Source organism: Robiginitalea biformata HTCC2501 (assembly GCF_000024125.1).
Classification (GTDB): Bacteria; Bacteroidota; Bacteroidia; order Flavobacteriales; family Flavobacteriaceae; genus Robiginitalea; species Robiginitalea biformata.
Window position 1 is genome coordinate 807,703 of sequence record NC_013222.1, and the last position, 12,395, is coordinate 820,097.

Consider the following 12,395-nt stretch of genomic DNA (forward strand, 5'->3'; position numbering starts at 1 on the left):
ATTGAATTTTAAGGTTGTGCATTGCCCCGGCTCACCTGGCTGGCCAGGATCAGGGCGTTATACAGATTCGCTATCCGCCCCGAGCGCGAGGCATCTGCAAGCGTACGCGCATTTTCCGGGTTGCCGCCCAGGATTACCTGAGACTTTACGGGCAATCCGGACTGCATGATGATTTTCTTTACCTGGGAGGCGGTAAGGTCCGGGAAGCGGGAGCGGATAACCGCGGCAATCCCGGCGACGGCCGGCGCGGCCATGGAGGTGCCGCCCTGGAAGTCATAGGCATTCCCGGGCATGGTGGAATATATGTTCCCCCCCGGGGCAAAGACGTCCACCTGGCTCCTGCCGTAATTTGAAAAGGACGACACCATCTCCGAGCCGTAGGAACTATCCAAAGACCCTACTGTCAGGACATTGTCTGCAATTTCCGGCCCAGTGCCTTCCTGGTCGGTGGGGTAATTTGCATTTTCCGGGAGGTCCAGGTCCTGGGAATCGTTGCCGGCCGCATGTACAATGAGCACATCGTTGGCTGCGGCGTATTTAATGGCCTCATACACCCACTGGGCGTTCGGGGAGAATGGCTTTCCGAAACTCGCATTGATGATCCGGGCACCGTTGTCTACCGCATAGCGGATCGCCAGGGCCACGTCCTTGTCGTATTCGTCCCCGTTGGGAACGGCGCGCACCGCCATGATTTCAACCTTGTCGGCTACCCCGTCCACGCCGATGCCGTTGTTGCGCTCAGCGGCAATAATGCCGGCCACATGGGTGCCGTGGGATTCGTCTTCCACCCGGTTCGACGGATTGCCGTTGCCGTAATTGCGGTCGTCGATGTCATAGGGGTCGTCGCCCACCACTTCCCGTCCGTTGAAGGAGGTGTTGAAGTGGTAGTTCAGCCGCTCGGTAAAATACTGGATGCCTTCCTGCAATTGCTCCATGACCGCATCGATGCTGTCCTCAAAGCTGTACATCTGCTCCAGAATGGCTACGGCCTGCATCAGCTGGGGGTCCTGGGTGTCGATACCGGCTACGTCGGCTTTGGTATAATTGTCCCGGCCCAGGTGGGCTTTGACGGCTGCGTCGGCATTTTTCACCGCCTGGAGGATTTGTTCGTACCGTTGCTTGTTGGCAGCTGCCTCGGCAGATTCGGCCTCGAGCTTTTTGCGGGCGCGCTCCTGCAGGGCGGCATCACCCAGGTTCAGCCGGAGGATGCGGGCCGCCTCGAGTTGTTCGTTGTAGGATTCGCCCAAAAAGTTGTAGCCGTGCACATCGTCCACGTAGCCGTTGTTGTCGTCGTCCACCCCGTTGCCCGGTTTCTCGTCCCGGTTTGTCCAGAGTACGCCGTCCAGGTCTTCGTGGTCCAGGTCAATCCCGCTGTCCAGTACGGCTACCACGACAGTTTCCCCCCGGAGGGATCCCAAAATTTCAGTGTATGCCCGGTCTACGCTCATGCCGGGGATCGAATCGCGTACCAGGTCGGCATGTGACCAGGATCGGGCCTCGGCCTCGCTCAATTCGGTGACTTTGGGTACCACGTGGTCGATGTTTTCGACCGGGGTGCTCACCAGCTGCGTGGCTCCGCATCCCCAGAGGAGGATGGCGGGTGCCAGCCAGGCCAGCGGACGGATCATTGCATTCAATTGCTTCATGTTTGGTTTATTTGTTTATTCAGAAAAAGCGGCGCCGGGATGCGGGGCTTCGAAAACCTCAAAACACCCCCGGTCTGCCAGGGTCACGTAGACCGTTTTGCCGTCGGGCCCGGCAAAAGTAAGATTACTTGGCTTCTTACCCGAAAGCCGATATTCTTTTAACACGCCCCCGTCCGGAGACAATACAACTACTGTGCCTTTGTCGTAACGGGCCACGTAAAGGTTGCCCGCCCGGTCGCAGCGCATCCCGTCCAGGCCAAAATCTTCAAATTTGTGGAATAGCGTTTTGTTGCGGACACCGCCGCCCGGGTCCATGTCGTAGCGCCAGATTGCGCGCTGCACGGATTCGTTTACATACAGGTAGCGCTGGTTGGGGCTCAGCGCAATCCCGTTGGTGGTGCCCATCCCGGATTCGAGCAGCTCCACGGTCCGGTCCGGGCGCACGCGCCAGAGGTTGCCCGTATTGTCGGACCAGTTCGGGTCGCTCAGATAGACGCTGCCGTCCGGGTGGACGCACAGGTCGTTGGGTTGGTTCATCCGGTCGTCTTCCGCCCACACCTCCGGGGCATCGCCCCCCGCCGGGACCCGGTAGACCCTATGCCTGACGTAATCCGCTACATACATGTGCCCGTCCGGGCCAAAGGCAATGCCGTTTCCGACGCTTCCCTCCGGCAACGTCAGATACAGACGGGCCTGCCCGTCCGGCGTCACCTGGCCGATGGTGCCTTCTTCTGCAAAGTTCACCGCATAAACATTGCCCGCCCCGTCTGTGGCCGGTCCTTCAATTCCCGGGGTAAAGGTCCCCTCCGGCAGCAGGTCGTTACTATCGGGCAGTGTCCCGCAAGCCCCAAGCAGGAACAGGGTGCCGCAGAGCACCGGCAGGGTGGCGCATTTCAAAACATCCCGCACGTTTGCTTCTGCAACTGGGTATTTACGCGCCGTACAAACCAAAATTTTAAAACTGCGCATGGAAGTCAAAACTTTTGTCCAGGCGGATGCCTTTTTCGGTTTCCCTGAGCGTGCAGCACTCGTTGTGGGCGTCGTGCTCCAGGAAGAGCACGTAGTTTTCCCGGCAGGCCCGGTCCAGGAAGGCCGCTTTTTCCTTCAGGGTTAGTAGCGGGCGCGTATCGAAGCCCATGACGTACGGCAGGGGGATATGGCCGGTTGTTGGCAGGAGGTCGGCCATAAAGACCAGGGTCTGCCCCTGATAGCGGATGTGCGGGATCATCTGCTTGTCCGTGTGCCCGTCTACGTACAGGATGCCGAAACCCAGGGGGCTTTCCTCCTGGAAGGTCTCCGCCCCCCGCGGGATAAAGGCCAGCTGCCCGCTTTCCTGCATGGGCATAATATTTTCGCTGAGGAAGGAGGCCTTTTCCCGGGCATTGGGCTCGGTGGCCCATTTCCAGTGGTCCTCATTCGTCCAGAAGGTCGCATTTTTGAAAGCCGGCTCGTATCCCGTCCGGTCCCTGTTCCAGCGAATACTGCCGCCGCAGTGGTCAAAGTGAAGGTGGGTCAGGAAGACGTCCGTGATGTCGTCCCGGTGGAACCCGGCTGCCGCCAGGGAGGCGTCCAGGGAATGGTCGCCCCAGAGGTAATAGTAGCCGAAGAATTTTTCGGATTGCTTGTCGCCCATGCCCGTATCGATCAGGATCAGCCGGTCGCCGTCTTCGATCAGCAGGCTCCGGGCGGCCATCTCGATCATGTTGTTGGCATCCGCCGGGTTGGTACGGGACCAGAGCGATTTGGGCACCACGCCGAACATGGCACCCCCGTCCAGCTTAAAATTCCCGGTTTCGATGGGGTAAAGGGTCATCCAGGTAGTTTTCTGATCGCGCAAAATACGAATTCGGGGCCCTATTAGCGAGGCGATTAACAAAGATTTTGGCATCTTCCTGCAAATTGCCGGGGTCGCCGGGGTTTCATAACTGGGGAGATTCCCTATTTTTGGCTTTAACGCAAAAACCAACACATGATAGAGCTGGCGGGTATTGTCATTCTCGGGATTGTGGCGCAGTGGGTGGCCTGGAGGCTCAAACTGCCCGCCATCCTGCCCCTGATCCTGATTGGGTTGCTGGTGGGGCCGATCTCCACCTTATTTACGGAGGATGGCGCGAAACTGATCGAGCCGATCTGGAACGGCAGCAAGGGCCTGTTTCCCGGGGAGGGGTTGTATTATTTTGTCTCCCTGGCCATCAGTATCATCCTCTTTGAAGGCGGGTTGACGCTCAGGCGCTCCGAGGTGGCGAACGTCGGGCCGGTAATTACCAAGCTTATCACCCTGGGGACCCTGGTGACATTTTTCGGCGCGGGCATCGCCGCGCATTTTATCTTCGGGCTTTCCTGGCAGATCTCCTTTTTGTTCAGCGGCCTGATAATTGTTACGGGCCCCACGGTAATCACCCCCATCCTGCGGAACATCCCGCTTAAAAAAGACGTCTCCGCCGTCCTGAAATGGGAAGGCATCCTGATCGACCCGATCGGGGCCCTGGTGGCCGTATTGGTATACGAGTTTATCAGCGTCGGGGCCGAAGGGGGGGCGTATACGAAAACCGCCCTGATCGAATTCGGCAAAATCCTGCTATTCGGCCTCACTTTCGGATTTACCTTTGCCCATGCCCTGGCGTTTGTCATTAAGAAGAATTTCATCCCCCATTACCTGCTCAACGTCGTGGCCCTTTCCACGGTGCTGGGGGTCTTTGTGATGTCCGATATTTTCGCCAAGGAATCCGGCCTGCTCGGGGTGGTGGTCATGGGCATGGTGATGGGGAACACGGAGCTCCCCAACCTCAAGGAACTCCTGTATTTCAAGGAATCCCTGAGCGTGCTGCTCATCTCCATCCTGTTTATCGTGCTGGCGGCCAACATCGACCTGGTAGACCTGCAGCTCATTTACAACTGGAACACGGCACTGTTATTTGCCATTATCGTGTTTCTCATCCGGCCGCTGGGGGTGTTTTTATCCTCTCTGGGCTCCCACCTGAGCATCAACGAAAGGCTGTTTATCGGTTGGGTGGGTCCGCGCGGGATCGTCGCAGCCGGTATCGCGTCCCTCTTTGGTTCCAAGCTGATTGACCAGGAGGTGCCCGGGGCAGAATTTATCACCCCCCTGGTATTCGTGATCGTTCTGGGGACGGTTCTGCTGAACGCAACCACCGCCCGGTTGTTCGCACAGCTCGTGGGCGTATTCCTGAAAAAATCCGAAGGCATCCTGATCATCGGGGCCGCCAAGCCCTCCCGTCTTATTGGCCAGTACCTGATGAAAAACAACCGGCATGTTGTGCTGATAGACAGCAACCAGACAAATGTGGAAAAATCGCGGAACCTGGGGCTGGAGGCGCTCACCGCCGATATCTATTCGGATACGCTGAGCGACAATATTGAGCTGAGCGATATCGGCTACCTGATGTCGCTTACGCCGAGCTCGGTGGTAAACAAGTACGCCATTGAAAAGTTCCGGAACCAGTTCGGGGAACACGGATCCTTCCGCCTTGTGGATGCGGATGAGATGAACGACCCGGAGAACAACCCGAAGGAAGGCCTGTTCTCGCACACGGACGACTTTATCAAACTGATGGAGGCCACCCGCCATTATCCGGCCATCCACGAAATTGACCTGAAGGACCGGCAACACTACGAAGGCCTGATCGAGATTACCAAGGCCGAGGACGACATCATCCCGCTCTTCCTCAAGGACCCGGAGGGCGACCTGATCATCATCCCGTCATATTCCAAGGATTTCACGGATATCACCGAGGGCTTTAAACTCGTGTACCTCGGGAAGGTTTTTGACCTGGACAAGGAAGAAGATGAGCCGGTCGGGAAGGAGAACGGCAAGCAGCACGCGCAAGCCGATAAGAACGGCTCGCCAGGCGAACAGGACGCCTAATCGTTCAGCTTCAGCACGGCCATAAACGCCTGCTGGGGGATTTCCACGTTGCCTACCTGGCGCATGCGCTTTTTCCCTTTTTTCTGCTTTTCGAGGAGTTTCCGCTTCCGGGAAATATCCCCCCCGTAACACTTGGCGGTCACGTCCTTGCGGAGCGCCTTGATGGTTTCCCGGGAGATGATCTTGGAGCCGATAGCCGCCTGGATCGGGATGTCGAATTGCTGGCGGGGGATCAACTCCTTGAGTTTCTCGCACATCCGCTTGCCGATGTCGTAGGCGTTGTCGAAGTGCACCAGGGCGGAAAGCGCGTCAACTGGCTGGGCATTCAGCAGGATGTCCACCCGCACGAGCTTGGAAGTCCGCATGCCGATGGGGCTGTAATCGAAGGAGGCATACCCCTTGGACACGGTTTTCAGCCGGTCGTAGAAGTCAAAGACGATCTCGGCCAGGGGCATGTCGAAGGTGAGTTCCACCCGGTCCTGGGTGAGGTAGGTCTGCCCGGTGATCTCCCCCCGCTTGTCGATGCAGAGCGACATCACATTCCCCACAAAATCCGACTTGGTGATAATGGTGGCCTTGATGAAAGGCTCTTCCACCCGGCTGATGGTGGAGGGGTCGGGCAAATCCGAGGGGTTGTTGACGATAAAGGGCGTTTCCGGGTCCTTGGTCGTGTAGGCGTAATAACTCACGTTGGGCACCGTGGTGATGACCGTCATGTCGAATTCCCGCTCCAGGCGTTCCTGGATGATCTCCATGTGCAGCATCCCCAGGAAGCCGCAGCGGAAACCGAAGCCCAGGGCCGCGCTGCTCTCCGGGGTGAAAACCAGGGAGGCGTCGTTGAGCTGGAGCTTTTCCATGGAGGCGCGAAGCTCTTCAAAATCCTCCGTGTCCACCGGATAGATTCCGGCAAACACCATGGGTTTGACGTCTTCAAACCCGGCAATCGCCTGGGGAGTTGGGTTGGCGGCGTCCGTAATGGTATCCCCCACCTTGACCTCCCGGGCGTCCTTGATGCCGGTGATCAGGTAGCCCACATCGCCGGTGGAAATTTTTTGTTTGGGCAGCTGTTTGAGTTTCAGCGTCCCGATTTCGTCTGCATGGTATTTTTTACCCGTAGCGACGAATTTGATGTGCTGGCCTTTGCGGATTTCCCCGTTCATTACCCGGAAGTAGGTTTCCACGCCCCGGAAGGGGTTGTAGACCGAGTCAAAGACCAGGGCCTGCAGCGGGGCCTCCGGGTCGCCGGCCGGGGCCGGAACGCGTTCGATAATAGCTGTCAGGATTTCCTGGATGCCCAGGCCCGTCTTCGCGCTGGCCGGGATCACTTCCCCGGGCTTGCAGCCAATCAGGTCCACGATATCGTCCGTCACCTCCTCGGGGTTGGCGCTGGGCAGGTCTACCTTGTTGAGTACCGGGATGATTTCCAGGTCGTTTTCCAGGGCCAGGTAAAGGTTGGAGATGGTCTGTGCCTGGATGCTCTGGGCGGCATCCACTACGAGCAGGGCCCCTTCGCAGGCCGCGATGGAGCGGGACACCTCATAGGAGAAATCCACGTGCCCGGGAGTGTCGATCAGGTTGAGGATATAGGGTTCGCCATCGTGGATATAGTCCATCTGGATGGCGTGACTCTTGATGGTGATGCCGCGTTCGCGCTCCAGGTCCATACTGTCCAGCAGCTGGTCCTGTTTTTCGCGCTCGGTCACCGACCCGGTAAAGTCGAGCAGCCGGTCCGCCAGCGTACTCTTGCCGTGGTCGATGTGGGCGATGATGCAAAAATTCCGAATATTCTTCATGCAATCCGAAAATAGGAGGCAAAGATAATCAAATTGCGCTCGGCGGCACCGGAATTTATGCGCTGCCCGGAGGACTTCGGGTTCAGTCCTGCCACTCGGCGATAAACAAATTGGTGTCCCGGGTGCCCCCGTTGTTCCGGTTGCTCGAAAAGGCCAGGTATTTTCCGTCCGGGGAGAAGACCGGGAAGGCGTCGAAGGTCTGCCCGTGGGTAACCCGCTCCAGGCCCGTGCCGTCTGTGCCGATGAGGTAGAGGTTGAAGGGGAAGCCGCCCTCGGATTCGAAGTTGCTGGAAAACAAAATTTTATCTCCGTCCGGATGGAAGAAGGGGCTCCAGTTGGCATTGCCCAGGAAGGTGAGCTGCCTCAGGTCGCTGCCGTCTGCATTGCAGATAAAGAGCTCCATCTCGGTGGGCTGGACCAGGCCGCGGGACAACAGGTCTTTGTATTCGGCAATTTCCGCCTCAGTCTCCGGTCGGGAGGCCCGGAAGATGATCTGCGTGCCGTCCGGGGAGAAAAACGCCCCGCCGTCGTACCCGAGCTCGTCGGTGATCTGTCGGACGTCCGACCCGTCCAGGTTCATGGTGTACAGCTCCAGGTCGCCGCTCCGGTCGGAGGTAAAGACAATCCGGTCGCCCTGGGGAGACACGGTGGCCTCGGCATCATACCCGGGCTCGTCCGTCAGCTGGTCGACGATATTCCCCTGGAGGTCGGCCACGAAGATGTCGAAGGAATCGTATACCGGCCAGACGTATTTGCCGTTTTCACGCAGGGGCACCTCCGGGCATTCCGGGTCCCGCAGGTGGGTGGAGCCGTAGAGGATGTGCTCATTATCCGGCATAAAATAGCCGCAGGTGGTACGGCCCATCCCCGTGCTGACCATGGGCGGGACGCTTCCGTTGAAAGTTTCCCCGGCATCCATCAGGAACATCTGGTCGCATTCCACCCCCCACTTTTCGTAATTGGACTGGAAGATCAGCTGGCGGTTGTCGAAACTCCAGTAGGCCTCTGCGTTGTCGCCGCCAAAAGTGACCTGGCGGATGGATTTAAAGTGCGTCTCGCCCGGGTAGATGAGCGTGTCGGAGGATGCGGCCATGGGGCTGCCGGCAGCGCTTCCCGCGGCCGGGTTATCGGCAGGATCGGAAGCCCCACCCGCGCCGGGCTCCGGCTTTTTGCCGTCCTTGCAGGCCATGGTGCAAATTCCCAACAAGAGTAAAAGTAAGATTCTCATGGAGATGCGTAATTTTGGTAAAAATAGAAGGAAGCCATGAAGTATTACAACCTTTTTGCAGGAATTCTGATGTCGGGGGCCGTTGGGCTGCTCGCCGGGAGTTGTGCCGAGACGGCCGCGCCTGCCGCCAGCCTGGAAGACGATGTGCACATCCTGGCCAGCGATTCCCTGGAAGGCCGCCGCACCGGGTCGGAAGGGGCCCGTCTGGCGGCCGGGTACCTGGCGCGCCGGATGGAGGCCATCGGCCTGGAACCGGCCGGGGAGGAAGGCAGCTATTTCCAGGACTTCAGCTTCCGCCCCCGGCAGGACCCGCATGGGGAGGTAGCGTATGGCGACCATTCGGACGGATCGGTCACCGCCCGGAATGTCCTGGGCCTGCTCAATAACGGGGGGGAGCGCACCGTGGTGATCGGGGCGCATTACGACCACCTCGGGATGGGGGGCGAAGGTTCGCTGCACCGGGGAGACTCGGCCATCCACAACGGGGCGGACGACAATGCCAGCGGGGTGGCGGTTATGCTCCGCCTGGCCCGGGACCTGGCTGAACGCGCGGCAACCGGGGCTTCGGGACCCCGGGATAACTATTTGTTCATTGCCTTCTCCGGGGAGGAAATGGGCCTGCTGGGGTCTAACTATTTCACCAAGAACCCCACCGGCGATTTCGGCAAGCCCGCGTATATGATTAACCTGGACATGGTGGGCCGGCTCCGCCCGGACAGCACCCTGTCCATCAGCGGTACGGGGACCAGCCCCATCTGGAACCAGGTGCTCCGTTCCCGGAACCCGGGATTCCGCCTCGTACTCCAGGAATCCGGCGTTGGCCCTTCCGACCACACGTCCTTTTACCTGCAGGATGTCCCCGTACTCCACTTCTTCACCGGTCAGCACGAAGATTACCACCGGCCTTCGGACGATTCGGAGAAACTCAATTACGAGGGGATGGCGCAGATTTCGGATTACATCCTGGCGATTGCCGCAGATCTGGAAAGCCAGCGGGAAATCGCCTTCCGGAAGACCAAAAACGAGAGTGAGGAAGTGCCCCGGTTTAAGGTGGGGCTCGGGGTGGTCCCGGACTACCTCTTTGACGGTACCGGCATGCGGATCGACGGCGTGAGCGAAGACAAACCCGCCCAGCGGGCCGGCCTGCAGAAAGGGGATGTGGTGGTTCAACTGGGCGACAGCACGGTAACCGACATGATGAGCTACATGCGCGCCCTCTCGGCCTTTGAGCCCGGGGACAGTACCACGGTGGTGGTAGCGCGCAACGGGAGGCAGGTAACCGCGGAAATCGGGTTTTAACCAGAAGGGGCCGGGCGTAAGGCCACCCGGGGTGCAGGTAGTCTAATTCTTCCAAATTTTAACGGGTTGGCTCGTGAAATTGTTTAGATTTATACCAGCCCAGACAGAAATTGAAGTTACGAACCTTGCTTTTGCTGGGGATTTGCCCCCTCGCCCTGCACAGCCAGACCTACTCGGTCTCCGGTTTCGTCAAGGATACCGGCGGTACCCCATTGCCCTATGCGAACATCCTGTTGCTCAACGCGGACAGCGTCCGGGTAAACGGGACCTCCTCGGATGAATCCGGCTATTTCTCAATCGACGGCATCGCCCCGGACCTCTACCTGTTCCAGCCCCAGTACTTTGGATATTCGGCCCGCCCTGTCCCCGTAGAGGTCCGCTCGGACCTGCGGCTCGGGGCCCTGATCCTGTCGGAAGATGCCGAACAGCTCGACGAGGTGGTGGTGACCCGGAAGCGACCGGTCATTGAGCGGCAGGCAGACCGGGTGGTCTTTAAGGTGGAAAACACCGTCCTGAGTTCCGGCAGCACCTGGGACATCCTCAGGAATGCCCCGGGGGTCATTGCCGGCCCGGAATCCCTTGAGGTGCGGGGGCAACCGGCCACCATCTACCTGAACGGCCGCAAGGTCCAGCTCGGGCAGGACGAGGTGCTGGAATTGCTCCGGGGGTTGTCGGGGGATATGATCCTGTCCGTTGAGGTCATCCCTTTGCCCCCGGCGAGCTTTGAAGCGAGCGACGGCCCGGTGCTGAATATCCGCACCCGGCAAAACATCCTCCCCGGGTATAAGGGCAGTGTTCGGGGGGAGTATACCCAGGCGGTATTCCCCAAATACAGCCTGGGCACCAGCCAGTTCTTCAAGACCGAAAAATTCGGGTTGCTCGCCAGCTATTCCATCGCCCCCCGCAAGGAATTGAAGGTCTCGGACAGCTACATCAACTTTATCGACGCCGGCAACGCGGTTTTTGCCAACTGGGAAACCCGGATGGACCGGATAACGCGTTCCCAGGCGCAGCAGGGCAACCTGATCCTGGACTTTACCCCTTCGGACCGGGACGAGCTGAACCTGACGGCAAACCTGTTGTATTCCCCGGACCAGGAGCACGCGTATACCCTGGGCACCGAGATGCGCAACGGACAGGGAAGCCCGGACTCCACCCTGGTAACCCGTTCCGTCCTGGACGAGGACCGGCTCAACGCCTCGGTTGAACTGAATTACCGCCGCAGCCTGGGGGAGAAGGGGGCTTCCCTGAAGGCCAATGCGCACTATACGTACTACGAACTGGACCGGGTCCAGGAGGGGAACAGCCGGTACTTTGACCCTTCCGGGGCCTTTCTCCGGGACTTTTTCTTTGCCACGGATGCGGACCAGCAAATCGACATCTACACGGGCCAGCTGGACCTGGACGTGCCAATCGGCAAGGGGAACCTGGAAACCGGGGTGCGGGGCTCGTTTATCGAATCCCGGAACGCCATCGACTACCTGGACGTAAATATGGAGCCGCCTTTTGACATTGCCGTGACGGACCGGTTTTCCTATGACGAGGAGGTTTACGCCGCCTACGCGAGCCTGTACCAGGAATGGTCGGCCTGGTCGCTCCGCCTGGGGCTGCGCGCCGAGCAGACACAGGTGCGGGCCCGTTCGGAAACCCTGGACGAGATCAACAACCAGGACTACCTGGAGTGGTTTCCCACGCTGTACCTCGGGCGGGCCCTGGGGGAGAAGCACAGCATGGCGCTAACCTACAACCGGCGGCTGACGCGGCCAAATTACCAGGACCTGAACCCTTTCCGGTTCTTCCTGAATGAAAACGACTACAATGAGGGCAACCCGAACCTCGTCCCGAATTTCAGCCACAACTTCAACCTGAACCTCTCCCTGGACAACACGTATTTTATAGACCTGTATTACCGGGATAATGGTCGGTACATCAGTACGCTCAGCTTCCAGGACAACGAAAACCAGACCCTACTGCAAATTAAGCAGAACACGCTGGGAAGCATTTCCTACGGGCTGGACTTCACAGTATCCAAAGCCCTGTTGGATTGGTGGCAGGTTTACGCCTACAATTCGCTTTTTTACGAGGAGGAGACGCTGCTGGCCGTATTGAGCGAGCAGGAAACCTACACCAACCGCGTCAGCGGGTATTACGGCTACCTCAACAATTCACTGACGCTTTCGGGGGACGGCACGCTTACCGGGGATGTCTCCCTGCTGTACCTGAGCGGCTTCCTCCACGGGTCGTTTAAGCGATCGGAAACGATTGCCCTGAGCGCCGGTCTCCGCCAATCGCTCTGGCAGGGCCGGGCCTCCCTGAGCCTGGTGGCCGAGGACCTGCTCGGACGGGCCAATGCCACGTACACCTCCCGGTACGCCAACCAGGACAATGCGTTTTACTCCCGCCCCGAAACCCGTTTTATCCGGCTGGGATTCACCTATAATTTCGGGAATTACCGCCTGCAGAGCCGGCGTGCCGACCTGCGGAACACGGAGCGGGACCGGATTGTGGAGGATTGATTTGCCCGGAAATCCACCTTATTCGTA

8 protein-coding genes are annotated in these 12,395 nt (G+C 59.0%); 3 read left to right on the forward strand and 5 right to left on the reverse strand.

Annotated elements, in window-relative coordinates; all coding sequences use genetic code 11:
* Window positions 1-8: 8 nt before the first annotated feature.
* From RB2501_RS03580 to RB2501_RS03590, 3 genes are read right to left on the reverse strand one after another with little or no spacing between them, the layout of a single operon-like run.
* On the reverse strand, window positions 9-1,646 hold the full coding sequence (locus RB2501_RS03580) for a S8 family peptidase (RefSeq protein ID WP_015753380.1): 1,638 nt from the start codon (window positions 1,644-1,646) through the stop codon (window positions 9-11).
* 15 nt (window positions 1,647-1,661) lie between these two features.
* The gene (locus tag RB2501_RS03585) at window positions 1,662-2,543 is read right to left on the reverse strand and encodes an SMP-30/gluconolactonase/LRE family protein (RefSeq protein ID WP_238528099.1); all 882 of its coding nucleotides are present in this window, start codon (window positions 2,541-2,543) and stop codon (window positions 1,662-1,664) included.
* Window positions 2,544-2,601: 58 nt separating this feature from the next.
* Window positions 2,602-3,459 (reverse strand): MBL fold metallo-hydrolase, encoded by an 858-nt coding sequence (locus RB2501_RS03590; RefSeq protein ID WP_015753382.1) that lies wholly within the window; start codon window positions 3,457-3,459, stop codon window positions 2,602-2,604.
* Between the two features lie 156 nt (window positions 3,460-3,615).
* Here RB2501_RS03590 and RB2501_RS03595 point away from each other — a divergent pair, with 156 nt between their 5' ends.
* Complete coding sequence (locus RB2501_RS03595) at window positions 3,616-5,532, forward strand: cation:proton antiporter (RefSeq protein ID WP_015753383.1); 1,917 nt, start codon at window positions 3,616-3,618, stop codon at window positions 5,530-5,532.
* Here RB2501_RS03595 and lepA read toward each other — a convergent pair.
* Together lepA and RB2501_RS03605 are read right to left on the reverse strand one after the other, a co-directional pair.
* Window positions 5,529-7,325 carry a translation elongation factor 4 gene (gene lepA, locus RB2501_RS03600; RefSeq protein ID WP_015753384.1) on the reverse strand — a complete coding sequence of 599 codons (1,797 nt, stop codon included), beginning with the start codon at window positions 7,323-7,325 and terminating at the stop codon, window positions 5,529-5,531. The two genes, RB2501_RS03595 and lepA, sit on opposite strands and share 4 nt — an antisense overlap.
* 82 nt (window positions 7,326-7,407) lie before the next feature.
* On the reverse strand, window positions 7,408-8,553 hold the full coding sequence (locus tag RB2501_RS03605; RefSeq protein ID WP_041326949.1) for a TolB family protein: 1,146 nt from the start codon (window positions 8,551-8,553) through the stop codon (window positions 7,408-7,410).
* Window positions 8,554-8,589: 36 nt separating this feature from the next.
* Here RB2501_RS03605 and RB2501_RS03610 point away from each other — a divergent pair, with 36 nt between their 5' ends.
* Both RB2501_RS03610 and RB2501_RS03615 read left to right on the forward strand, forming a co-directional pair.
* On the forward strand, window positions 8,590-9,852 hold the full coding sequence (locus RB2501_RS03610; protein ID WP_015753387.1) for a M28 family peptidase: 1,263 nt from the start codon (window positions 8,590-8,592) through the stop codon (window positions 9,850-9,852).
* A gap of 110 nt (window positions 9,853-9,962) precedes the next feature.
* Entirely contained in the window at window positions 9,963-12,368 is a 2,406-nt protein-coding gene (locus tag RB2501_RS03615) for an outer membrane beta-barrel protein (protein WP_148214285.1), read from the forward strand.
* Window positions 12,369-12,395: the final 27 nt, after the last annotated feature.

Excerpts from the sequence above, each read along its gene's own strand:
- RB2501_RS03580 (WP_015753380.1), bottom strand. The coding sequence starts at position 1,646 with ATGAAGCAATTGAATGCAATGATCCGTCCGCTGGCCTGGCTGGCACCC.
- RB2501_RS03590 (WP_015753382.1), bottom strand. The coding sequence starts at position 3,459 with ATGACCCTTTACCCCATCGAAACCGGGAATTTTAAGCTGGACGGGGGT.
- RB2501_RS03595 (WP_015753383.1), top strand. The coding sequence starts at position 3,616 with ATGATAGAGCTGGCGGGTATTGTCATTCTCGGGATTGTGGCGCAGTGG.
- lepA (WP_015753384.1), bottom strand. The coding sequence starts at position 7,325 with ATGAAGAATATTCGGAATTTTTGCATCATCGCCCACATCGACCACGGC.
- RB2501_RS03605 (WP_041326949.1), bottom strand. The coding sequence starts at position 8,553 with ATGAGAATCTTACTTTTACTCTTGTTGGGAATTTGCACCATGGCCTGC.
- RB2501_RS03610 (WP_015753387.1), top strand. The coding sequence starts at position 8,590 with ATGAAGTATTACAACCTTTTTGCAGGAATTCTGATGTCGGGGGCCGTT.